22 protein-coding genes, 1 pseudogene and 1 riboswitch are annotated in these 22,990 nt (G+C 74.3%); of the genes and pseudogenes, 7 read left to right on the top strand and 16 right to left on the bottom strand.

Annotated features, from left to right (window positions below; genetic code table 11):
• Positions 1–86: 86 nt before the first annotated feature.
• The gene (locus tag ACH4TP_RS22410; RefSeq protein ID WP_398438904.1) at positions 87–1,496 is read right to left on the bottom strand and encodes a PLP-dependent aminotransferase family protein; all 1,410 of its coding nucleotides are present in this window, start codon (positions 1,494–1,496) and stop codon (positions 87–89) included.
• A gap of 84 nt (positions 1,497–1,580) precedes the next feature.
• Positions 1,581–2,612, bottom strand: coding sequence for a saccharopine dehydrogenase family protein (locus ACH4TP_RS22405; RefSeq protein WP_398438903.1), 1,032 nt, complete (start codon positions 2,610–2,612; stop codon positions 1,581–1,583).
• A 108-nt stretch (positions 2,613–2,720) separates the two neighbouring features.
• On the opposite strand from ACH4TP_RS22405, the gene ACH4TP_RS22400 reads away from it, so the two are divergent.
• A complete protein-coding gene (locus tag ACH4TP_RS22400) occupies positions 2,721–3,698 on the top strand; it encodes a helix-turn-helix domain-containing protein (protein ID WP_398438902.1) in 978 nt (325 codons plus the stop codon).
• Between the two features lie 48 nt (positions 3,699–3,746).
• Positions 3,747–4,151: pseudogene (locus ACH4TP_RS22395) on the top strand (EamA family transporter); the annotation flags it as partial.
• A 480-nt stretch (positions 4,152–4,631) separates the two neighbouring features.
• Here ACH4TP_RS22395 and ACH4TP_RS22390 read toward each other — a convergent pair.
• A complete protein-coding gene (locus ACH4TP_RS22390; protein ID WP_389229425.1) occupies positions 4,632–5,462 on the bottom strand; it encodes an alpha/beta fold hydrolase in 831 nt (276 codons plus the stop codon).
• Between the two features lie 158 nt (positions 5,463–5,620).
• Between ACH4TP_RS22390 and ACH4TP_RS22385 the strand changes: the two genes are divergently transcribed.
• Entirely contained in the window at positions 5,621–6,532 is a 912-nt protein-coding gene (locus ACH4TP_RS22385; protein WP_398438901.1) for an RNA polymerase sigma-70 factor, read from the top strand.
• A gap of 247 nt (positions 6,533–6,779) precedes the next feature.
• On the top strand, positions 6,780–7,520 hold the full coding sequence (locus ACH4TP_RS22380) for a GntR family transcriptional regulator (RefSeq protein WP_389229706.1): 741 nt from the start codon (positions 6,780–6,782) through the stop codon (positions 7,518–7,520).
• Positions 7,521–7,564: 44 nt separating this feature from the next.
• Here the strand turns inward: ACH4TP_RS22380 and ACH4TP_RS22375 are convergent, their stop codons facing one another.
• From ACH4TP_RS22375 to ACH4TP_RS22360, 4 genes are all read right to left on the bottom strand, one after another.
• The gene (locus ACH4TP_RS22375; RefSeq protein ID WP_398438900.1) at positions 7,565–8,722 is read right to left on the bottom strand and encodes an ROK family transcriptional regulator; all 1,158 of its coding nucleotides are present in this window, start codon (positions 8,720–8,722) and stop codon (positions 7,565–7,567) included.
• A 103-nt stretch (positions 8,723–8,825) separates the two neighbouring features.
• Positions 8,826–9,317: a G/U mismatch-specific DNA glycosylase gene (gene mug, locus ACH4TP_RS22370; protein WP_389229416.1), complete on the bottom strand. Its 492-nt coding sequence runs from the start codon at positions 9,315–9,317 to the stop codon at positions 8,826–8,828.
• 62 nt (positions 9,318–9,379) lie between these two features.
• Positions 9,380–10,822, bottom strand: coding sequence for an adenylosuccinate lyase (gene purB / locus ACH4TP_RS22365; protein WP_389229413.1), 1,443 nt, complete (start codon positions 10,820–10,822; stop codon positions 9,380–9,382).
• Positions 10,823–10,881: 59 nt separating this feature from the next.
• On the bottom strand, positions 10,882–11,691 hold the full coding sequence (locus tag ACH4TP_RS22360; protein ID WP_398438899.1) for an SGNH/GDSL hydrolase family protein: 810 nt from the start codon (positions 11,689–11,691) through the stop codon (positions 10,882–10,884).
• Between the two features lie 64 nt (positions 11,692–11,755).
• On the opposite strand from ACH4TP_RS22360, the gene ACH4TP_RS22355 reads away from it, so the two are divergent.
• Complete coding sequence (locus tag ACH4TP_RS22355) at positions 11,756–12,775, top strand: maleylpyruvate isomerase family mycothiol-dependent enzyme (protein WP_398181951.1); 1,020 nt, start codon at positions 11,756–11,758, stop codon at positions 12,773–12,775.
• A gap of 50 nt (positions 12,776–12,825) precedes the next feature.
• Here the strand turns inward: ACH4TP_RS22355 and ACH4TP_RS22350 are convergent, their stop codons facing one another.
• From ACH4TP_RS22350 to bioB, 8 genes are all read right to left on the bottom strand, one after another.
• Positions 12,826–13,845: a hemolysin family protein gene (locus ACH4TP_RS22350; protein ID WP_389229404.1), complete on the bottom strand. Its 1,020-nt coding sequence runs from the start codon at positions 13,843–13,845 to the stop codon at positions 12,826–12,828.
• Positions 13,842–15,185, bottom strand: coding sequence for a hemolysin family protein (locus ACH4TP_RS22345; protein ID WP_389229401.1), 1,344 nt, complete (start codon positions 15,183–15,185; stop codon positions 13,842–13,844). The genes ACH4TP_RS22350 and ACH4TP_RS22345 overlap by 4 nt, the downstream gene beginning before the upstream one ends.
• Positions 15,186–15,357: 172 nt before the next feature.
• Positions 15,358–15,786 (bottom strand): GNAT family N-acetyltransferase, encoded by a 429-nt coding sequence (locus ACH4TP_RS22340; RefSeq protein WP_398181954.1) that lies wholly within the window; start codon positions 15,784–15,786, stop codon positions 15,358–15,360.
• 40 nt (positions 15,787–15,826) lie between these two features.
• Positions 15,827–16,480, bottom strand: a complete 654-nt coding sequence (locus tag ACH4TP_RS22335; protein WP_398438898.1) for a class I SAM-dependent methyltransferase — start codon at positions 16,478–16,480, stop codon at positions 15,827–15,829.
• Positions 16,481–16,491: 11 nt separating this feature from the next.
• Positions 16,492–16,836: a VOC family protein gene (locus ACH4TP_RS22330; protein WP_389229392.1), complete on the bottom strand. Its 345-nt coding sequence runs from the start codon at positions 16,834–16,836 to the stop codon at positions 16,492–16,494.
• 62 nt (positions 16,837–16,898) lie between these two features.
• Entirely contained in the window at positions 16,899–17,630 is a 732-nt protein-coding gene (gene bioD / locus ACH4TP_RS22325) for a dethiobiotin synthase (RefSeq protein WP_398438897.1), read from the bottom strand.
• A gap of 152 nt (positions 17,631–17,782) precedes the next feature.
• Complete coding sequence (locus ACH4TP_RS22320; protein WP_389229386.1) at positions 17,783–19,063, bottom strand: adenosylmethionine--8-amino-7-oxononanoate transaminase; 1,281 nt, start codon at positions 19,061–19,063, stop codon at positions 17,783–17,785.
• Entirely contained in the window at positions 19,056–20,291 is a 1,236-nt protein-coding gene (gene bioB, locus ACH4TP_RS22315; protein ID WP_389229383.1) for a biotin synthase BioB, read from the bottom strand. Before bioB ends, ACH4TP_RS22320 begins: the two co-directional genes overlap by 8 nt.
• 143 nt (positions 20,292–20,434) lie before the next feature.
• Between bioB and ACH4TP_RS22310 the strand changes: the two genes are divergently transcribed.
• Positions 20,435–21,667 (top strand): 8-amino-7-oxononanoate synthase, encoded by a 1,233-nt coding sequence (locus tag ACH4TP_RS22310; RefSeq protein WP_398181961.1) that lies wholly within the window; start codon positions 20,435–20,437, stop codon positions 21,665–21,667.
• Between the two features lie 170 nt (positions 21,668–21,837).
• Positions 21,838–22,275: an ATP-binding protein gene (locus ACH4TP_RS22305; protein WP_389229377.1), complete on the top strand. Its 438-nt coding sequence runs from the start codon at positions 21,838–21,840 to the stop codon at positions 22,273–22,275.
• Between the two features lie 66 nt (positions 22,276–22,341).
• Here the strand turns inward: ACH4TP_RS22305 and ACH4TP_RS22300 are convergent, their stop codons facing one another.
• Positions 22,342–22,818, bottom strand: a complete 477-nt coding sequence (locus tag ACH4TP_RS22300) for a C40 family peptidase (RefSeq protein ID WP_389229374.1) — start codon at positions 22,816–22,818, stop codon at positions 22,342–22,344.
• A 2-nt stretch (positions 22,819–22,820) separates the two neighbouring features.
• Positions 22,821–22,944: riboswitch (cyclic di-AMP (ydaO/yuaA leader) on the bottom strand.
• Positions 22,945–22,990: the final 46 nt, after the last annotated feature.

Raw genomic sequence — 22,990 nt, 5'->3', positions numbered from 1 at the left:
CCGGGTCGGTCGTTCCGGTCACGGACGGCGTGCCGTCCCATGCCTAGCGACCGGGTGCGGCGCCCACACGAACCCCGCGTGAACAGTCACCCGCGCCCCAACGCCTCTGCCACCAGTCGGATCCCCGTGGCGACGGCCGAAGGCGTCAGGTGCGCGTACCCGATGACGAGCCGTACGTCCCCGTCGGCCGGCCGGGCGGTGCCGTACTCCTCCAGCGGCCGCAGCGCCACCCCGGCCTCCGCGGCCCGCCCGAGGAACCGCTCCGGAGGCCCGAACCGCGCCGGTACGCGCGCGATGACGTGGAGTCCGGCCGCGATGCCGCTCACCCCGGTCCCGGGCAGGTGCTCGGCGAGGGCGGCGAGCAGGGCGTCCCGCCGTTCCCGGTAGGCGCGTTGGCAGCGGCGCAGCTGCCGGTCGTACCCGCCCCGCGTCACGAACTCCGCGAGGACGGCCTGGTCGAGCACGGGATTGCCGAGGTCCATCGTCCGCTTGCGTTCGACGACCTCGCCGAGCAGGGCCTCCGGGACGAGCATCCAGCCGAGCCGCATCCCGGGAGCCAGCGACTTGCTGACGGAACCCGCGTAGGCGACCCGCTCGGGGTCGAGGCCCTGGAGCGCGCCGACGGGGGCGCGGTCGTAGCGGAAGTCGCCGTCGTAGTCGTCCTCCAGGACGTAGCCGTCCACCGCGCGCGCCCAGTCGAGGAGCGCGGCCCGGCGCTCCGCCGACCAGCTGATGCCGGACGGGAACTGGTGCGAGGGCGTGACGACCACTGCCCGCACCCCGGAGGCGGCGAGCGGCCCCGGACGCAGCCCCTCCCCGTCCAGCGGCAGCCACACCGTCTCCATGCCGGTCGAGGCGAACAGGCGACCGTGCTCGGGGCTTCCGGGATCCTCGATCCCGATCCGGCGCATCCCGCGCGCGTGGAGGACGAAACCCATCAGCGTCGATGCCTGCGCCACGCCCGAACAGACCACGAGCCGCTCCGGATCGGCCACCACGCCCCGCCGCCGCGCCAGCATCGCGGCCAGCGCCTCGCGCAGCTCGGGCAGTCCGCGCGGGTCCGGATAGCCGAGCGCCGGGTGGGGGAGCCGCGTCAGCACGGACCGCTGCGCCGCCGCCCACGCGCTCCTCGGGAACAGCGACAGGTCGGGGGTCCCGGGGCGGAAGTCGACCCGGACGCCGGGCGTCCGGCCGGCCGGGTCGGGGGCCCCGCGCACGGCCGCCCTGGCCGCCCCGCCGACCCAGGTCCCCGCGCCCCGGTCGCTGCGCAGGTACCCCTCGGCCGTCAGCTGCTCGTACGCCTCGGTCACCAGGCCCCGCGAGACGCCGAGGTCGGCCGCGAGCGCCCGGGTCGACGGCAGCCGCGTCCCGGCCGCGAGCCGCCCCGAACGCACGGCCTCCCGCAGCGCCTCCTGCAGCGCCCGCCCCCGCCGCCGCGCCGGCGCGGCGGCGGCCGGCAGCAGCAACTCCCAGGCCGCCCGCCCCTGACTCCCCATGCCACATGGCCCTTCTCGCCGTCCCGGCCCGGGAGTTCACCGATCCGTCCCGGTCGGACCCATGATGCCGAGGTCGCCTGCGGCTCAGTGCCGCACCTCCAGGGAAAGGTGGGCGGACAGCGCGCGGAGGAAGTCGGGCGCGTCGAACATCTCGCCGGCCGAGGCGACGCCGGTCGTCCGGGTGCGGCCGGTGAGGACGCGGTGGACGGCCTCCACGGCGAGCGGCGCGGTGACCGCGTAGATGTCCTGCCCGGCGGCGACGGCCCGGCGTTCCGCGTTCCCGGAGCGGACGACGACGTCCACGAGGAAGGTCTGCGCGGACCGGCCGCGCCCGTCGACCGGGGCCGGTGCCGACGGGTCCGGCGCCGACAGGTCCCGGGCCGCGTCGACCGTCATGTACGTGCGCACCTCGGGCACCCGCAGGTGGCTGGGGACGGTCACGACGTCGGCCATCGTGAACTCTCCGATGACGGGCCGGGTGCCCAGGGGAGCCGGGAAGGGCCACTCCAGGACCGGGAGCGCGTCGTCGTGGTACTGGAGGCGGCCGCCGGTGTGGCGGACGTGCCGGCCGCCCCGGCGCTCCCGGGAGACCCTGCCCGCCGCGAGGGTGCCCGCCGTGGGGTGCCAGCTGCTCAGCCCGTACGCGACGTGCACCTCGTCGGCCGTCGTCCAGTCGCCCATCGCGGTGGTGGCGAGGAGGTCGCCGAGGCCGCCGTAGAAGGCCATCGCGGGGACGACGGCCGTGCCGGCCGCGCGGGCCCGGTCCGCGAAGCGGGCGAAGGTGTCGGCGTTGGCCTCGATCTCGGCCGCCACGTCCACGTACGGGATCCCGGCTCGCAGCGCGGCCTCGACGACCGGGGAGCCGGTCAGGGCGAACGGTCCGGCGCAGTTGACGACGGCCGCCGCGCCGGCCAGGGCGCGGTCGAGCGAGCCCGGGTCGTCGACCGACGCCGGGCGGGCGTCGAGCCCCCCATGGGCGGCGGCGAGCGTCCGCAGCCTGCCGGCGTCGCGGCCGGAGGGCACCGGGACGTAGCCCCGTCCGAGGAGTTCCGCCACCACGAAGCGCCCGGTGTGACCGTAGGCGCCGAACACCGCGACCCGCTGACCCGATCCCATGACTTCTCCCGCCATTCCCAGTCGTCGAACCTTCAACTACTGCCATCCTGGCGGTCGTTCCGGACGGCCGCGAGTGTCCGGAACGACCTGCCCCGTACAGTTCCGGACATGGGCACCCTCGCGCTGGCCGTCACCGACGGCATGTTGCACTTCGAACTCTCCCTCGCGTACGAGGTGTTCGCCTCCGCCCCGGACGCGGTGGACGTCCCCTGGTACGACGTCGCCCTCTGCGGGCCGGGCCCCGCGCGGGTCGAGCGGTTCCGCATGGAACCCGACCACGGGCTCGACCGGCTCCCGCACGCGGACACGGTGGTCGTCCCCGGCTGGGCCGACGTCGACGAGGAACCGCCCGCCGAGCTGGTCGACGCGGTCCGCGCGGCCCACGAGGCGGGCGCGCGCGTGGCCTCCCTGTGCACGGGCGCGTTCGTCCTGGCCGCCGCCGGCCTCCTCGACGGCCGCCGCGCCACCACCCACTGGGCGCACACCGAGGCCCTGGCCGCGCGCTACCCGCGCGTGGACGTCGATCCGGACGTGCTCTACGTGGACAACGGCACCGTGCTCACCTCCGCCGGCAAGGCCGCCGCGATGGACCTCTGCCTGCACCTCGTCCGCCTCGACCACGGCTCGGCCGTAGCCAACGCCGTCGCCCGCCGCCTGGTCGTGCCCCCGCACCGGGACGGCGGCCAGGCCCAGTTCGTCACCGCCCCCGTGCCCGCCCGGGACGACCACCCGCTCACCGAACTGCTGCCCTGGGCGGCCGCCCGGCTCGACCAGCCGCTGACCGTGGAGGACCTGGCGCGCCGGGCCCGGATGAGCTCGCGCCACCTGGCCCGCCACTTCCGGGCCGCGACCGGCACCACCCCGCTGCGGTGGCTGCTCACCCAGCGCGTCCGCCGCGCCCAGGAGCTCCTGGAGGCCACCGACGCCAGCGTCGACGCCATCGCGGAGGCCACCGGCATGGGCACCGCCACCACGCTCCGCCGCCACTTCAACCGCACCGTCGGCGTCCCCCCGGACACCTACCGCCGCACCTTCCGCGCCCGGACCCGCCCCGCACCCGGCGAGAAGTGGTCCCCGATGGCGTGAGGAAAGTGGACCCCGACCGGGACCGCCGGGCCTCCTAGCGTCGGAGGCATGAACGCGAACGCCCTGCGCGGGGTCCTCCTGGTGACCCTCGCCTACGCCCTCGTCGGCGCCTCCTTCACCGCCAACAGCCTGCTCGGCGCCTACCCGTACGCGGGCGGGCAGGCGCTCCGCTACGCCGCCGCCTGCCTGCTCCTCCTCCCGCTGCTCGGCCGTGGCGGGCTCGCCCCGCTGCGGCTCCTGACCGCCCGTCACTGGCTCCGGCTCGCCGCTCTCGCTGCCGTCGGCATGGTCGGCTTCAACCTCGCCGTCCTCGCCGCCGAGCGGACCGCCGAGCCCGCCGTCCCCGGCGTCCTGGTCGGCTGCGCCCCGGTCGTCGTCGCCGTCCTCGTCCCGCTGACCGAGGGCCGCAGGCCCGCCCCCGCCGTCCTTTACGGGGCGCTGCTCGTCGCCGCCGGCGCCTTCGCCGTGCAGGGCTGGGGGCGGACGGACCTGGCCGGGATCGGCTGGTCGGTGGCGGCGCTCGCGGGCGAGGTGGGGTTCACCGTCCTCGCCGTCCCCGTGCTGCGGCTGCTCGGACCGAAGCTGCTGACGGCCGCCGTGTGCGGGATCGGCGCGGTCGAGGCGGCGCTCGTCGGCCTGGTCGTGGACGGTGCCGGGTTCGTACGGATGCCGACGGCCGTGGAGACGGGGGCGCTGGTCTGGCAGGCGGCCCTGGCCACGGTCGTCGGATTCGTCCTCTTCTACATGGGCGTCCAGCGCGTCGGAATGGAGCGGGCCACTCTCTATACCGGGGCCATCCCGATCGCCGCCGCCCTGAGCGCCGCACTGGTCGGAGGCGGCGCCTTCGGTCTGCCGCAGGCGGCCGGCAGCCTCCTCGTGGGCGCCGGCGCCGCCCTGGGCACCGGCCTGTTCACACGGAAGCCCCGGCCGGACTCAGCGGCTGCCGTCCAGGATCACGCGCGCGACCAGGGCCGGGTCGTCGTTCATCGGCACGTGCCCGCAGCCGGGCAGCCGCACCAGGCGCGCGCCGGGCAGCATGTGCTTGGCGCGGACGCCCTGACGGCGCAGCAGCAGCCGGTCGCGGCTGCCCCAGGCGACGGTGACGGGCACCGAGGGGACGTCGTCGCGGAAGAGGGCGCCCCGGCCCGCCGCCAGGGTCTGGTGGAAGCCGGTGGCCCCGCGCAGCGCGAGCGTCTCGGCGACGACGGCCTCGGGTGACCGGCGGCCGGGCCGGGCGTAGATGGTGCTGGTGAGCACGGTGCGCCCGGCGGCCGTGCGGGAGAGGCGCTCGATCACCGGCACGGGCAGCGACAGGGCGGCCCCGCGCATGGCCCGCAGCGTCCCGAAGGCGTACCGCCGCTCGCCCTCGGACCAGAAGCCGGCGGGGGAGAGGGCGGTGACCGAGCGCACCCGCTTCTCCCGGCCGAGCTCCAGGGCGAGCAGCCCGCCCAGCGAGTTCCCCGCCACGTGCGGCCGCTCGAAGCCGACGGCCTCGCAGAAGGCGCCGAGCACGGGGACGACGGTGGACAGGTCGTAGGGGACGCCCTCCGGCAGCCCGTCGGAGGAACCGAAACCGGGCAGGTCGACGGCGATCACCTCGCGCTCGGTGGCGAGGACGTCCAGGACGGGCTCCCAGGCCTGCCAGTGGTGCCCGATGCCGTGGAGCAGCAGCAGGGGATCGCCCGCGCCCCGCCGCTCGTACGCCAGGGACGTGCTGCGGGGACCCGCCGGGGTCTCGATCGTGAACGCGATCCGTGCGGGCATTGCGGGCTCCTCGGTTCGTCGTGGACAGCTGCGCGGACACCGGCAGGCGCCACCTTCCCGACGTCCCGTCAGTGAGAAGAATTACCGTTCGGTAGCCAGGAGTTCAAGACAGGGGCAGGAAACTGGACAGGGCCGGTGGCGTGGGCTGGGATGGACGCGTGCCCACCGACATCCCGGCCGTCGCCGACGAAACCGACACCCTCACCGCACTCTTCGTGGAGCACCGCCCGACGCTCCTCGGCGTCGCCTACCGGATGCTCGGCCGCGCCGCCGACGCCGAGGACGTCGTCCAGGAGGCCTGGCTGCGCTGGACCGCCGCGGACCGGGCCGCCGTCCGCGAGCCGCGCGCCTTCCTCGTACGCGTCACCACGCGGCTCGCCATCGACCGGCTCCGCCAGGCGCAGGCCCGCCACGAGTCCTACGTCGGCCCCTGGCTCCCCGAACCCCTCGTCACCGACTTCGGCCCCGCCGCCCCCGACACCGCCGAGCGCGCGGTGCTCGCCGACTCCGTCTCGCTCGCGGTCCTCGTGGTGCTCGAATCCCTCTCCCCGCTGGAGCGGGCCGTGTTCGTGCTCCGCGAGGCCTTCGGCTTCCCGTACGGGGAGATCGCCACCGCCCTCGACCGCTCCGAGGCGGCCGTGCGCCAGCTCGCCGGACGAGCCCGCCGCCACGTCGACGAGGGCAGGCCCCGCTACGACGTCGACCCGGCCGAGCGCCGCGACCTCACCGAGCGCTTCCTGACCGCCGCGGCCGGCGGCGACCTCGGCGAACTCCTCGCGCTCCTCGCCCCGGACGCGCGGCTCGTCGGCGACAGCGGCGGCAAGTCCAAGGCGCCGCTGCGGATCATCGAGAGCGCCGACAAGGTCGGCCGCTTCCTCTTCGCCGTCGCCCGGGACTACGCGGCCGGGTACGAGATCCGCTTCCCGGAGCTCAACGGCGCCCCCGCCGTCCTCGTCCTCGCCGACGGGAAGCCCGACACCGTCGTCCAGATCGAGGCGCGCGACGGACTCGTCCAGTGCGTCCACCTCATCCGCAACCCCGACAAGCTCCGGCACCTCGCCGGCCTCTGACCGCACCGACCCACGCCCCGCCCCCCCACCAGGGAGGCGGGGCCTTTTGCTGCGCGGGGCTCACGGGGGCGCGAACGTCCTGTGAACGATCTAGGTCAGAGGGTCACATTCGGGGGCGTTCGACGGAGGATTGGTCTTGACCAAGGGGGTACCTCGCCTTATGGTCGCAGAGTTAGTGCAGGAACCTTTAATAAACAAGGGCGCGGAAAAAACGCCGCGGGACACGGCGAATGTGCGGAGGATCAGGGTGGGGACCACGCAGCTCACATCGGTACCGGAGCCGAAGTACCAGCACCTCAAGACGGTGATCGGCGAAGCGCTCGACTCGGACTTCGCCGTCGGGGAGATCCTCCCCAACGAGCGCGAGCTCGCGGCCCGCTTCGGCGTCGCCCGCGCCACGCTCCGTCAGGCCCTGGAGCAGCTGGAGCTGGAAGGCCGCCTCCAGCGCCGCCGCGGCGTCGGCACCACGGTCGCCCCGCCGCGCGTCGGCGTCGACGTCTCCACCACCCAGCAGGTCTGGCCCGGCGTCGCCGACGAGGTCTGGCAGCCCCAGGACTCCGCCGCCGACGTGGCCCCGGCCGCCGTCGCCCGCGTCCTGGAGACTGAGGCCGGCGAGCAGGTGCACATCGTCCGCCGCCTCCGGATCAGCCAGGGCCAGCCCGTCGCCGCCGAGCTGCTGTACGTGCCGGCCGGCTCCGTCCCGGGCCTCAGCGCCATCGACGCGCCCGCCGGACCCGCCCGCGCCCGCGCCGTGCTCCGCGAACTCCAGCACCTCGCCCTCGACGGCCAGGACCGCTCCGTGGAGCTCGGCTCCGCCCGCGCCGACGACGCCAAGGAGCTCGACCGGCTGCCGGGCGCGCCCGTCCTCGTCGTGACGACCCGCTACCTCTCGGCCGGGCGCACCGCCGCCGTCTCCGTGGCCACGTACCGCGCCGACACCTGCCGCCTCACCTTCGGCGACTCGGTCGACCTGGTCATGGCCTCGTAACACCGCGCCCCACCGGCACCGGCCCGTCACCCGGGAGGCAACTCCTAGCGGCGGGCCGTCACCGTGCGCTCGACGGCGAACAACTGCTCCTCGACGTGGTCGAGGGCGAGCCGCAGGGCGCCCGTGCCCACCGCGGCCTCGCCGAGGAGGGACAGCACCACGCGCGGCGGCCGCAGACAGAACCGGGCCAGTTCCTCGCGGAGCGGCTGGAGCACCCCGTCGAGACCGGCCGCCCAGCCGCCCACGACCACCAGCTCGGGGTCGATGGCGAGGACCAGCGCCGCCACGTCGTGCACGAGCCGCTGGATGAACCGCTCCACCGCCGCCTGGGCGCGCGCGTCGCCCTCGCGGGCCAGCGCGAAGACCTCCGCGACCGCCTGCTCGTCGAGCGGGTGCAGCGGTTCGTCCGTGGTCGACAGCAGGTGCTCGGGGGTGACGCCCCGGCCGAGCAGGTGCAGGGCGCCGATCTCCCCGGCCGCCCCGCCGAAGCCGCGGTGCAGCCGGCCGCCGATCAGCGAACCGGCGCCGGGGCTGAGCCCGGCCAGCACGAAGACGATGTCGTCGGAGTCGGTCGCCGCACCCTTCCAGTGCTCGGCGACCGCCGCCGCGTTGGCGTCGTTCTCCACGATCACCGGGCAGCGGAAGGAGCGCCGCAGCCGCTCGCCGAGCGCGAGACCCGTCCAGCCGGGCAGCGCCGTGCCGAGGCGCACGGTGCCGTCGGCCTCCACGATGCCGGGCGTGCCGACGCCCACGGCCCGCAGGTTGGACCGGGGGACCCCGGCCCTGCGCAGCACGTCCGCGACGACCGTACGGACCCGGTCCAGGCGCTCGTCCTCGGGCGCCGTCTCCGACACCTCGCGCGACCCGGCGCCGATGATGCGCCCGTCCAGACCGGAGAGCAGGGCGGCCACGCGGTGCGGGCCGATCTCGATGCCGAGCAGATAACCGGCCTCCGCGCGGAAGCGGAACCTCCGCGCCGGACGCCCCTGCCGCCGGGTCTCGCCCTCCTCGGGCGCCGACTCGACGACGAGCCCGCTCTCCATGAGGCCCTCGACGACCCCTTCGACCGTGGGCCGCGACAGACCCGTGATCCGGGTCAGATCCGTGAGCGTGGGCGCGTCGGCGCCGCGCAGGGCATGGAGCACCACCGCGGAGTTGATCCGCCGCAGCAGAGACGGATCCCCGCCGGTCAGCCGCCCCACAGTGTTTCCTCCCAGCTCGTGCGCCTCTCCGGCGGATGGTACTCAATGGCCCCGGACGCGGCGAGTGCCGCCCCCGGAGGGGACCCGTCGGGGGCTCCCCGCCCTAGGGCGCCTCCGCGGCCTCCCGCAGCCGGGCGAACTCCTCGGCCATCGTCGCCGTCGTCCAGTGGGCGTTGAGACCGCTCGGGTTGGGCAGCGCCCAGATCCGGGTGGATCCGATCGTCCGCTCCTGCGGCCCGATCACGGCCTTCGGCTCCCCGAAGGCCGTGCGGTACGCCGTGACGCCGACGACCGCGAGCCAGCGCGGCGCGAGGCGCTCCACCTTCTCGACGAGAAGGCGCCCGCCCTCCACGTACTCCTCGCGGCTCAGCTCGTCGGCCCGCGCGGTCGCCCGCGCCACCACGTTCGTGATCCCGAGCCCGTACGCCAGGAGTTCCTCCTGCTCGTCCGGCCGCAGCTGCCTCGGGGTGAACCCGGACAGGTGCAGCACCGGCCAGAACCTGTTGCCCGGCCGGGCGAAGTGATGGCCCGTCGCCGCCGTCATCAGACCCGGGTTGATCCCGCAGAAGAGCACGGAAAGGCCGCCCGCGACCACGTCGGGGACGACGCGGTCGCGAGCGGCCTCCAGCTCCTGCTGGGTGAACCGGGGGTTCCGGCTCAGAGGATCGCGCCGGGGGTGTAGGCGGCGGCCTCCGGGTGCTGCTTGAGGATCTCCTCGATGCGGGAGACCACGACCGCGACCTGGTCGGCGGCGGCGCCCGTGAAGGACAGCTTGTCGGCCATCAGCTCGTCGAGCTGCGCGCGGTCCAGCGGGATCCGCTCGTCGGCGGCCAGCTTGTCGAGGAGCTCGTTCTCCACGGTGCCCTGCTCGCGCATGGCGAGGGCGGAGGCGACGGCGTTCTCCTTGATGGCCTCGTGGGCGACCTCGCGGCCCACGCCGGCGCGCACCGCGCCCATGAGGACCTTCGTGGTCGCCAGGAAGGGCAGGTAGCGGTCGAGCTCGCGGGCGACGACGGCCGGGAAGGCGCCGAACTCGTCGAGCACCGTGAGGAAGGTCTCCAGGAGGCCGTCGAGCGCGAAGAAGGCGTCCGGCAGCGCGACCCGGCGGACCACGGAGCAGGACACGTCGCCCTCGTTCCACTGGTCGCCCGCCAGCTCGCCGGTCATCGAGGCGTAGCCGCGCAGGATGACCATGAGGCCGTTGACGCGCTCGCAGGAGCGGGTGTTCATCTTGTGCGGCATCGCCGAGGAGCCGACCTGGCCGGGCTTGAAGCCCTCGGTGACCAGCTCGTGGCCCGCCATCAGACGGATCGTCTTGGCGATCGAGGACGGCGCGGCGGCCAGCTGCACCAGCGAGGTGACCACGTCGTAGTCGAGCGAGCGCGGGTAGACCTGGCCGACCGAGGTGAAGGCGTGCGCGAAGCCGAGGTGACCGGCGATCCGCTGCTCCAGGTCGGCGAGCTTGCCGGCGTCGCCGCCGAGCAGGTCCAGCATGTCCTGCGCGGTGCCGACCGGGCCCTTGATGCCGCGCAGCGGGTAGCGGCCGAGCAGCTCCTCCAGGCGGGCGTAGGCCACGAGCAGCTCGTCCGCCGCCGTCGCGAAACGCTTGCCGAGGGTGGTCGCCTGGGCGGCGACGTTGTGCGAGCGGCCGGCCATGACCAGCTCCGCGTACTCGGCGGACAGCTTGCCGAGACGGGCGAGGACGGCGACCGTGCGGTCCCGCATCAGCTCCAGGGAGAGCCGGATCTGCAGCTGCTCGACGTTCTCGGTGAGGTCGCGCGAGGTCATGCCCTTGTGGACGTGCTCGTGGCCGGCGAGGGCGTTGAACTCCTCGATCCGGGCCTTCACGTCGTGCCGGGTGACCTTCTCGCGCTCGGCGATGGAGCCGAGGTCGACCTGGTCGAGAACGCGCTCGTAGTCGGCGATGGCGGCGTCCGGAACCTCGATCCCGAGGTCCTTCTGCGCACGCAGCACGGCGAGCCACAGCTGACGCTCCAGCTTCACCTTCTGCTCGGGGGACCAGAGGACGGCGAGCTCCGCGGAGGCGTAGCGGCCGGCCAGAACGTTGGGGATGCGGGGCTTCGCAGTCACAGCAGTCACGTGGACAGAGTTTACTGGTGGTTTCTGCAGGCCAGCGCCACGGTCCGGTGTGGAGCTTGCTACGAGACCCAGGTCACGTCCGCCCCCTGGTGACCGGCCGGGGGCTCGTACGGCAGCAGCTCCGGGCGCTTGGGAGCGCGGCCGTCGCCCGAGGAGCGGCCGGTCAGACGCCGTCCGATCCACGGGCCCAGGTGCTCCCTGGCGAAGCGGGCGTCCGCGATCCGGCGGCTCGCCCAACCGGGCCGCACGGCCGGGGGCAGCGGCACGCGCCAGTCCTCCTCGGGCGCCAGGCCGAGCGTCTGCCACACGGCCTCGGCGACCCGCCTGTGCCCGTCGGCCGTCAGGTGGAGCCGGTCCACGTCCCACAGCCGGGGGTCGCCGAGCGACGGCGCCCCGTACAGGTCGACGACCAGCGCGCCGTGCCGGGCGGCGAGCGCGTCGACGTGGGCGAACAGCTCCTCCATCCGGGGGCGGAAGCGCTCCATCACCGGGCCGTTGCGGCCGGGGCTGCGCATCAGGACCAGCTGCCCGCAGGAGGGTGTGAGGCGTTCCACTGCCTCGGTGAGCAGGTCCCGCACCCGGACCATGTCGACCTTCGGCCGGAGGGTGTCGTTGAGCCCGCCGACCAGGGTCACCACATCGGCCTCCATCCCTGCGGCCAGGTCGACTTGCTCGTCGACGATCTGGCCGATCAGCTTGCCGCGCACGGCCAGGTTGGCGTAGCGGAAGCCGGGGGAGCGGGCCGCGAGCCGGCCCGCGAGGACGTCGGCCCAGCCCCGGTAGGAACCGTCGGGCTTCAGGTCCGACATACCCTCGGTGAAGCTGTCCCCGACGGCGACGAGACTGTTGTACGTGGCATTGATCTCCATGGCGGAGCGATCATACCGTGCGGTATGCGCGGGGTGCCGTGGAGAACCCGGGAGGGGAAACCCGATGAGCGACACGCTCCTGAGCACGCTGGCCGAGGCGCTGGCGGAGCTGGTGACGGCGGTCGGAACCGCCACCGACGAGGACTTCGACCCGGACACGGCCCTGAAGTGGCTGGAGAGCACCGCGTACACCCTGGGAGAGCTCGGCCCCGCCGACCGCCGCACCCTCGACGGGCTCTTCCGCGAGGCCGCGCTGCGGCAGCCGGCGGGCCCCTGGCAGGACGAGCTGCTCAAGGTCTCCGAGGGCTTCGGCCTCACCGAGGACACCCACGCCGCCACCTGCGACGCCGTCCTGGAGGCCACCCGGCGCTTCGCCGCGACCGTCCGCGACGCCGACCCCGCGACCCCCGTCCCGACCTGTCCCGGCTGGACCCTCGCGGACCTGACCCGGCACCTCGGTGCGGTCCACCGATGGGCCGAGCACCTCGTGCGCACCCGGGCCGCCGTCCGCGTCCGGGTGCGGGACATCCCGCTGGACCTGCCGACGGACCCGGCCGGGTACGCCGAGTGGCTGACCGCCGGTGCCGGAAGCGCGCTCACGGTGCTGCGTACCGCCGCTCCCGGACTCCCGGTCTGGTCGCCGGGGGCGGATCCGCATGCCGGGTACTACCCGCGGCGGCTGCTCGCCGAGGCGGTCGTCCACCTCGCCGACGCGGAGCTCGCGCTCGGGGGCGTCGCCGGGGCGATCGACCCCCGTACGGCCGCCGACGTGATCGACCACTTCCTGACCGACGCGCCGTACATCCCCTGGATCGCCGAACCCCTCGCCCACCTCGACCGCGACGGCGCCGTCCTCCGCCTCACCGCCCGTGACACCGGCGCCGTGTGGACCCTGACGCTCGGCGGGGGCGGGTTCGGCTGGAGCCGCGACGCCGGAGGCGCGGAGCCGACCGCCGGTGTCACGGCGGACGCCGGGGAGCTGCTGCTCCTGCTGCACCGCCGGTACGCCGCCGACGACCCGCGCTTCGCGCACACCGGCGACCGGGGCCTGCTCGACGACTGGCTCGCCGCCACCGCGCTCTGAGACGCCGGAGGGCCCCGGGATCACACCCGGGGCCCTCCGTTCGCAGGGTGTCACGCCCCCGCCGGGCGCCCCACCAGCTCGCGCAGCACGTCCTCCATCGTCACGAGACCGGCCGGCTTGCCGTCCTCGTCGAGCACGGCCGCCAGGTGCGTCCGGCTGCGGCGCATCGCGGTGAGGACGTCGTCGAGCGGCGTCGCCGCCCGGACCCGGGCGATCGGCCGCAGCGCCGACACCGGGAACGGCAGATCGCGCGGCGTGGCGTCCAGGGCGTCCTTGACGTGCAGATAGCCCAGGATGCGGCGCTGGGCGTCCAGCACCGGGAAGCGGGAGAACCCGGTCCGCGCCGCCAGCGCCTCCAGCTCCTCCGGAGTGGTGCCGACCTCCGCGTACACCACCTTCTCCGCCGGCATCACGACGTCCCGCACCGGGCGCCGGCCCAGCTCCAGGGCGTCGTGCAGCCGCTCGGCGGCCCGGTCGTCCAGGAGGCCCGCGTCACCCGCGTCGGTGACCATCCGGGCCAGCTCGTCGTCCGAGAAGGTCGCCGCGACCTCGTCCTTGACCTCCACCCGCAACAGCCTGAGCAGGGTGTTGGCGAAGGCGTTGATCGCGAAGATCACCGGCCGCAGCGCCCGCGCGAGCGTCACCAGGGGCGGCCCGAGGAGCAGCGCGGAGCGCGCCGGCTCGGCGAGCGCGATGTTCTTCGGCACCATCTCGCCGAGCAGCATGTGCAGATACGTCGCCAGGGCCAGCGCGATCGCGAACGAGATCGTGGCGGCCACGCCGTGCGGCACGCCGACCGCGTCGAAGACCGGTTCGAGCAGGTGCTCGATGGCCGGCTCGGCGACGATGCCGAGCACCAGGGTGCAGAGCGTGATGCCGAGCTGCGCCGCCGCGAGCATCGCGGAGACGTGCTCCAGGCCCCAGATGACGCTGCGCGCCCGCCGGTTCCCGGCCTCGGCCAGGGGTTCGATCTGACTGCGGCGGACCGAGATCAGGGCGAACTCGGCGCCGACGAAGAAGGCGTTGACGACCAGCGTCAGCAGACCGATCAACAGCTGGATCGCGATCATCGGCCGGCCTCCCCGTCCTCGTCCTCGCTGTGGTGGTGCGCCGGGGCGTGCAGCAGCACGCGCGCGGCGCGCCGGCCCGAGGCGTCGACGACGTCGAGCCGCCAGCCGGCCAGCTCCACGCTGTCACCGGCGGCGGGGATGCGGCCGAGCTCCGTCGCGAGGACGCCCGCGAGCGTCTCGTACGGGCCGTCCGGCACCCGCAGGCCGATCGCGGCCAGCTGGTCCGTACGGGCGGCGCCGTCGGCGGACCACAGCTCGCGCCCGTCCGCGTCCTCGCCCGCCCGCGCCAGGTCCGACGTCTCGTGCGGGTCGTGCTCGTCGCGCACCTCGCCGACGACCTCCTCGACGATGTCCTCCAGGGTGACGACGCCGGCCGTGCCGCCGTACTCGTCGATGACGACGGCCATCGTCTGCCTGCCGGACAGCCGGTCGAGCAGCCGGTCCACGGTGAGCGTCTCGGGGACGAGCAGCGGCTCGCGGAGCATCTCGCCGATCCGGCGGCGGGGCCGCTCCTCGGCCGGTATCGCCAGCACGTCCTTGATGTGGGCGATGCCGACGACGGCGTCGAGGCTGCCCCGGTAGACGGGGAAGCGGGACAGCCCGGTCGCGCGGGTCGCGTTGGCGACGTCCTCGGCGGTGGCCTGCACCTCCAGGGCGGTCACCTGCACGCGGGGCGTCATCACGTTCTCCGCGGTCAGCTCCGCCAGGTTGAGGGTACGGACGAACAGCTCGGCCGTGTCCGCCTCCAGGGCGCCCTCCTTCGCGGAGTGCCGGGCGAGCGCCACCAGCTCCTGCGGGGAGCGGGCGGAGGCCAGCTCCTCGGTCGGCTCCAGGCCGAGACGGCGCAGGATCCGGTTCGCGGTGTTGTTGAGATGGCTGATGAACGGCTTGAAGGCGGCCGTGAACACCCGCTGCGGGGTGCCCACCACCTTCGCGACGGCGAGCGGCGAGGAGATCGCCCAGTTCTTGGGGACCAGCTCGCCGACGACCATCAGGACGACGGTCGACAGGGCGGTGCCCAGGACGAGGGCGACCGAGGAGGCCGTCGAGGCCGAGAGCCCGATCGACTCCAGGGGGCCGCTGATCAGCTTGGCGATCGAGGGCTCGGAGAGCATGCCGACGACCAGGTTGGTCACCGTGATGCCCAACTGGGCGCCGGAGAGCTGGAAGGTGAGCGAGCGGACGGCCTTGAGCGCGCCCGCGGCCCCCCGCTCGCCGCGCTCGGCGGCGGCTTCGAGCTCGCCGCGCTCGACCGTGGTCAGGGAGAACTCGGCCGCGACGAACGCACCGCACGCGAGAGCGAGCAGCAGCGCCACCACGAGCAGAAGCACTTCGGTCATCGGTTCACCTCCGTCCCATGATCAGTCAGCGGGAGAGGGATCGCTCGATGTCGACGGTCGGAACCAGTGCTACTGGGGGGCTCGCCCATGGGCGGACGTTCACACCTTTCGGTCGTGGGGATGAGACACCAGGGTAAAGGATCGGCAAAACGGCGTGATGATCGCCCCGCTCTCAGTCGCTGAAGGGCTTCACCCAGCGGCGCCACTGCTCCTGCCGCTCGTACCCCGCGGCCCCCCACGCGGCGTGCGCCGTCTCGTTCGCCACCAGGACCATCGCGTCCGCACGGCGCCCGCCGAGCGCGGCGAAACGATCCTCCGCCGCGCGCAGGAGCGCGGTCGAGATGCCCTGCCGGCGGTGCGAGGGCAGCACCGCGAGCCGGTAGAGCGAGGCCCGCCAACCGTCCCAGCCCGCGATCACGGACCCCACGATCCGCCCGTCGGGCAGCGTGGCCAGGAGCAGCGCCTCGGGGTCGCGTTCCAGGAGCCGGGTCACCCCGCGCACGTCGTCCGAGATGGACGTTCCCTCGGCCGACTCCTGCCAGAAGGCCAGGACGGCCTCCGCCTCGTCGGTCACCGCGGCGCGAATCTTCACATCGATCATGGCCGGATCACACCATGCGGCGCGGCCGCGCCGCCAGGCATTACCGCCGGGCCGCGCCCAGGACGCAGGGGGAGGACGGCAGCCGGGGGCCCCGCTCCGGGACGTCGAAGAAGCGGTACGAGACGAGGCCGAAACCGGCCTCCTCGATCGCCGCCAGCGGTTCACGGGAGGTGTGGCAGCCACCGAACAGCAGCGGCCAGACCGTGCGGTCCAGACCCCGCTGCACCCGCGCGAGCCCCGGCGTGTCCGCCGCCCCGTGCTCGAAGAACCGCAGCTCGCCGCCGGGACGCAGCACCCGCCGCAGCTCGGCGAGGGCCGCCGGCACGTCCCGTACGGTGCACAGCACCAGCGAGGCCACCGCCGCGTCGAAGGCACCGTCCGGCCCCGGCAGCGCCTCGGCGGTCCCCGGCAGCACGGTCACCGGGACGGGGGCCCGGCGCGCGGCCTCCTCCGCGAGCCCGCGCAGATGGGCCTCCGGCTCGACGGCCACGACCTCGGTGACCCCGGCCGGGTAGTACGCGAAGTTCAGGCCGTTCCCGGCGCCGATCTCGACGACCCGGCCGGAGAGCCCGGCGAGCAGCTCCGTCCGCAGGGCACCGAGCCCGCCCCGCGTGTCGGCCGAGGCGCTCAACCGGGCGTAGAAGCGGGCGAACAGGGGGTGGTGGACACGAGGAGACGAGCCGGGGCGCGTCATCGTCGGTCACCTCATCCCGTCACGAAGCAGAACTCGTTGCCCTCCGGGTCCCGCATGACCTGGAAGGAGCCCTGCTCGTCGGTGACGAGCCCGCCGACCGTGACCGCCCCGAGCGGCAGCGCCTCCTCGGCCGCCCGCGCCGGATCCGCCACCTCCACGTCGAGGTGCAGCCGGTTCTTCACGGCCTTGCCCTCCGGCACCCGCTGGAAGGCGATCCGTACGAACTCCGGCGGATCCACGTACGACCAGTCGGCGCTCCGGTCGACGGGCTCGCCGCCGAGGAGCCCGGCCCAGAAGCGGACGAGCGCCGCCGGGGCGGCGCAGTCGAAGACGATCTCCTGAACTCGTGCGCGCATACGGTCAGCGTACGGAGAGCGGTGCGGGTCGTGCATGCGGGCGTGCCGCCTCCCGCGCGCCGTCAGCCTGCGGGGAGCGGTGCCGCCTGCGCCGCCGAGAAGGCCCCGGCGTCCCAGCTGCCGCCGAGCTCCGGCGCCAGCCAGCCGCCCGCCGCCGCCCGGAACGCCGCCGGGTCCAGCGCCCCCGAACCCTCCGGTACGGCCCCGAGCAGCGGGGCGCCCGCCTCCTTCGGCAGGTCCGCGAGGTTGCAGCGCGCCGCCAGGTCCGGCGCGTCCGGCCAGCTGCCCACGACCACGCCGAGCTGCTCGATCCCGCGCGCCCGCAGTGCCTCGGCCGTCAGGGCCGTCGGGTTGAGCGTCCCCAGACCGGCCGGGACCACCACCAGGACCGGCGCGCCGAGCAACGCGGCCGCGTCGGCGAGGGTGCCGCCCTCCTCGTCGAAGCGGACGAGCAGGCCGCCCGCGCCCTCCACGAGCACCAGGTCGTGCTCCTCGGCGAGCTTCCGGGCGGCCTCGGCGACCTCCCGGGGCCCGATCGGCGCGAGCCCGGCCCGCCGGGCGGCCGTCCCCGGGGCCAGGGGCTCCGGGAAACGGCCGAGCTCGGCCGAGGTCGTGGCGCCGGAGAGGCGTACGACCTCGTCGGCGTCGCCCTGCTCGTCGGGGGTGACGCCGGTCTGGGCGGGCTTGAGCACGGCCACCGACCGTCCCGCGGCCGTGGCGACGGCCGCCACGGCCGCGGTGACGATGGTCTTGCCGATCTCCGTGCCGGTGCCGGTCACGACGATGATGCCCATGGGGCGTCCTTCCTTGTTCGGTGCGGGTTGCACAGGATGCGGGTTCGGGCGCGGAAGCCTCTGGCGCCGGCAGGGGCGCCGTTCCGTTGTGCCCACCCGTTCCGCCCCGCGGAACGATTGCCCACAACGGAAAGCGCCCCGCCGCAACGGCGTCAGCCCGCCTGCGCCGCCGCCCTCACCGCCGCGCAGATGCGGGCCAGGTCCTCGTCGCCCGTCACGTACGGCGGCATCGTGTAGATCAGGTCGCGGAACGGGCGCAGCCACACGCCCGCCCGGACCGCCGCCTCCGTGGCCGCGGCCATGTCGACGTCGTGGTCGAGCTGGACGACGCCGATGGCGCCGAGGACGCGGACGTCGCGGACGCCGGGGAGGTCCGCGGCGGGGGCGAGCCCGTCGCGGAGTCCCGTCTCGATGCGCTTGACCTCCAGCGCCCAGTCCTGGGACATCAGCAGGTCGATCGACGCGCAGGCCACCGCCGAGGCCAGCGGATTGCCCATGAAGGTCGGCCCGTGCGCCAGGACGGGAACCTCGCCGCGCGAGATGCCCTCGGCGATCTCCGTCGTGCAGAGCGTGGCCGCCATCGACAGGTAACCGCCGGTCAGCGCCTTGCCCACGCACATCACGTCGGGCGAGACGCCGGCCTGGTCGGCGCCGAACAGCGTGCCCGTACGGCCGAAGCCGGTCGCGATCTCGTCGAAGACCAGGAGCACACCGTGCTCGTCGCACGCCTCGCGGAGGACGCGCAGGTACTCGGGCGGGTGGAACCGCATCCCGCCCGCGTTCTGCACCACCGGCTCCACGATCACCGCGGCGACCTCGTCCGCGTGGAGAGCGATCTGCTCCCGCAGCATCCGGGCGTACGACTCCTCGTACGTGACCGGCGGCGCGTCGACGAAGACCTGGCGCTGGAGCACGCCCGACCACAGCTCGTGCATCCCGCCCTCGGGGTCGCACAGGGACATCGGCTGCCAGGTGTCGCCGTGGTAGCCGCCGCGCCAGGTCATCAGGAGCTGCTTGCCCGGCCTGCCCACCGAGCGCCAGTACTGCAGGCACATCTTGGCCGCGACCTCGACGGAGACCGAGCCGGAGTCGCTGAGGAAGACGTGCTGGAGCGGTTCGGGGGTGATCTCGACCAGCCGGGTGGCGAGCCGGACGGCCGGCTCGTGGGTGAGCCCGCCGAACATGACGTGGCTCATCCGGCCCAACTGGTCGTGCGCCGCCTCGTTGAGCACGGGGTGGTTGTAGCCGTGCAGCGCCGACCACCACGAGGACATGCCGTCGATCAACTCGGCCTGGCCGTGCACGGGTTCGGCCAGCCGGAGACGTACACCGGAGGCGGACTCGATGACCAGCGGCTCCGTACGGCCCGGCATGGGGCCGTACGGATGCCAGACGTGCGCCCGGTCCAGGGCGAGGAGTTCGTCGTTACGCATTCGGCGCGAGGTCCGTCCCGGCGCCGCGGCGGCGCACGGCCACCAGGTCGGTGCGGGCCTCGTCCGAGGTGCGCACGGGCGCCGCGTGGCCGCCGCAGGGGCCGCAGCCGCCGCCCTCCGCGTGCGAGCCGCAGCCCGCGCCTTCCGCGGAGGCCTCAGAGCCGCAGCCCGCCGAGGCCGCCGAGCCGCAGCCGCCCGTCGCGCCCGCCGCCGCGAGCGCGTCCGCGCGGTGCTTCGGCAGCGTGGTCGTGCCGGCGCCCTCCACCTCGAAGCCCGCGTCCGCGATCATGTCCAGGTCGGCCTGGCCGGCCTGGCCCTCGCTGGTCAGGTAGTCGCCGAGGAAGATCGAGTTCGCGATGTTCAGCGCCAGCGGCTGCATCGAGCGCAGGTGCACCTCGCGGCCGCCCGCGATCCGCACCTCGACGTCGGGGCAGACGAACCGGACCATCGCGAGGATCCGCAGGCAGCGCTGCGGGGTGAGGTTCCACTCCTTGGCGAGCGGGGTGCCCTCGAAGGGGATCAGGAAGTTGACCGGCACCGAGTCGGAGTCGAGCTCGCGCAGCGCGTACACGACGTCGACGAGGTCCTCGTCGGTCTCGCCCATGCCCGCGATCAGACCCGAGCAGGCCGACAGACCGGCGGCGTGCGCCTTCTGCACGGTGTCCACGCGGTCCGCGTACGTGTGGGTCTTGGTGATGTCCCCGTACGTGGCCTCGGAGGTGTTCAGGTTGTGGTTGTACGCGTCGGCGCCGGCCTCCCGCAGCCGCTCCGCCTGGCCGTCGGAGAGCAGACCGAGGCAGGCGCACACCTCGATGCCCTCGTTCTGCTCCTTGATCGCCTCGATCGTCTTCCCGACGCGCTCCACGTCCCGGTCCGTCGGACCGCGGCCGCTGGCCACCAGGCAGACCCGCTTGGCGCCGCCCGCGACACCCGCCGCCGCGGCCTGCGAGGCCTCGTCCGGCTTCAGCCAGGTGTACTTGAGGATCTCGGCCTTCGAGCCGAGCCGCTGCGAGCAGTACGAGCAGTCCTCGGGACAGAGACCGGACTTCAGGTTGACCAGGTAGTTGAGCTTCACCCGCCGCCCGAACCACTGACGGCGCACCTTGCCGGCGGCCGCCACCACATCGAGCAGTTCGTCGTCGGAGGTCGCCAGGACGGCGAGCGCTTCTTCACGGGTCGGCAGCTCGCGCCGCAGCCCCTTCTCCACCAGCGTGTTCAGCAGGTCCATAACCGCTGATCCTTGCCTACCGCCCGCCCCCGGGCCAAGGAGGATCCGAACAAACGGCCCCGATAGAGGTGTGTGGATGACCACACCCCGGCCTCCGCGTCCTGCGGTTAGGGTCTGTGCGCTGCCTACAAAAGGATCGCCGCATGCCACGGGACGAGGACGTACGCGCCGCGGGCGCCGAGGACGCGCGGGCCACGGGCCCGAGCGCCGACGACGTGGGGGCCGCGGGCCCGCGCCGCACCGCCTTCGACTGGACCGAGGCAGAGGCGCGCCGCCGGGCCGAGGCCGGGCTCGTCCGGACGCTGCGGCCCCGGGCGGCCGAGTCGGACCTCCTGGACCTGGCGGGCAACGACTACCTCGGCCTCACCCGCCGCCCCGAGGTCACCGAGGCGGCGGCGGACGCGGCCCGGCGCTGGGGCGCCGGCGCCACCGGCTCGCGGCTCGTCACCGGCACCACCCGGCTGCACACCCGCCTGGAGCGCGAACTCGCCGATTTCTGCGGTTTCGAGGCGGCCCTCGTCTTCTCCTCCGGCTACACCGCGAACCTCGCCGCGCTCACCGCGCTCGGCGGCCGGGACTCCCTGATCGTCTCCGACGCCGCCAACCACGCCTCGATCGTGGACGGTTGCCGCCTGGCGCGCGCCGAGGCCGTCGTCGTCCCGCACGGCGACGCCGAGGCCGTCGCCAAGACCCTGGACGCGCACCCGGGGCGGCGGGCCCTGGTCGTCAGCGACTCCGTCTTCTCCGTCGACGGCGACAAGGCCCCGCTCCCGGAGCTCGCCGAGGCCTGCCGCGCGCACGGCGCCGGGCTCGTCGTCGACGACGCCCACGGCTTCGGCGTCCTGGGCGAGGGCGGCCGGGGCGCCCTGCACGGGGCCGGGCTCGCGGGCGACGAGGACGTCGTCGCCACCCTCACGCTCTCCAAGTCCCTGGGCAGCCAGGGCGGCGCCGTCCTCGGCCCGGCCCGGGTGATCGAACACCTGGTGAACGCGGCCCGCACCTTCATCTTCGACACCGGCCTCGCCCCGGCCGCCGCGGGCGGCGCGCTCGCCAGCCTGCGCCTGATCGCCGCCGAACCGGGCCTCGCCGAGCGGGCCCGTACGGTCGCCACCACCCTGCACCGGCTGCTCACGGACGCCGGACTCACCGCGGCCCGGCCCGACGCGGCCGTCGTCTCGGTGCACGCGCCCTCCCCGGAGGCGGCGCTGCGCTGGGCGGCGGACTGCCGCGAACAGGGACTGGCGGTCGGCTGCTTCCGGCCCCCGTCCGTCCCCGACGGCATCTCGCGGCTGCGGCTCACCGCGCGGGCCGATCTGACGGACGCGGAGATCGCATGCGCGGTCGAAACGATCCTGCGGACCGCGCCGAAGGCCTGACGGACCGTCCGGAGCCCCAAGGGCGGCCACGGACCGCAGAGTTCACCGCTTCGGGCGACAGATGGGGACATATCTTGGTGGAACGCCTGCCGGGGCGGCACGATCGATGGCACTCTGACGCGAAGCGCGATCCGGGGCCGGAGCCCCGGCGGGAAAGGGACAGCGTCGCCATGGCAGACCACCAGGAAGCATCCGTCACGCTGCCGAGCGATCCCGCGTCGGTCCCCACGGCCCGGCGGTACGTCGCGGAGGTCCTCGACGGATGGGGCCTCGACGACGCCGGGGACCTGGCGGACGCGATCCGCCTGATGGTCTCGGAACTCGCCACCAACGCCGTCCTGCACACCTTCGGGCAGTCGCCCACCTTCACGGTCGACATCCGTCTGGAGCGCGAGGAGCGCCTCCACATCGGCGTCACCGACAGCCATCCGCGCTGGCCCCGACGGCTCCCGGCGGCGGTCCAGCAGGACAACGGCCGGGGCATGGTCATCATCCGCTCCCTGGCGGCGGAGGCGGGCGGCCGCCTCTCGGTCACACCGACCGAGGAGGGAGGCAAGACGGTCTGGATCACCCTCCCGTGGGCCCCCGCGGCGGCCTCGTACGCATAGAAGACCCGACGCAGGGGTGCGGCGGCGCCACCGCACCCCTGGGGCGGGCTCAGTGCCCGGTGGGCGTCAGCGGACGCGTCCGTAGTAGACCTTCGACGTCCAGATCCTGTCGAGCTTCACCCAGGATCCCGTCTTGGGCGAGTGCCAGATCTTGCCGCTTCCGGCGTAGATGCCCACGTGGTAGACGCTCCCGCCGGAGTGGAAGAAGACCAGGTCCCCCTTCTGTCTGCTGGACGCGGAGATGTGCCGGGTCTTGTTGTACTGCTGCTGCGCGGTGCGGGGCAGCGACTTGCCCGCCTGCTTGTACGCGTAGAGCGTCAGACCGGAGCAGTCGAACCTGGTGGGTCCGGCGCTCCCGTACCGGTACGGGGCTCCCTTCTTGGACGCGGCGACGCTCAGTGCCTTGTTCGCGTATGTGGTGGCTGCCTGGGCCTCGGGTGCCGCACCTGGTGCGAGCAACGTGCCGCCGACGGCGGCGAGGGTGAGAGCCGAGACGGCTCCGGCCCGGGACAGCAGGGACGGGACGTGCATCTGCGCAGTCATGCGCAACCCTTCGTCAGCCGCCTGCGAAGGATGACCTGTCGGGTTCGGGCTGGCGAAGATGCCCGGCCGCGGTTGCGGCTTCACCCCAAGGGACGGCCCCGCTGCGAGAAACAGCGCGTACGTCCCGTACTGCTCGGGTCCTCCACTCCTGCCGATCCACTCCTGTCGACCA

It is taken from the genome of Streptomyces sp. NPDC021012, from assembly GCF_044333355.1.
Taxonomy (GTDB): domain Bacteria; phylum Actinomycetota; class Actinomycetes; order Streptomycetales; family Streptomycetaceae; genus Streptomyces.
Note: the sequence above shows the minus strand (reverse complement) of the source record. Positions and strands in the feature narration are given on the sequence as shown.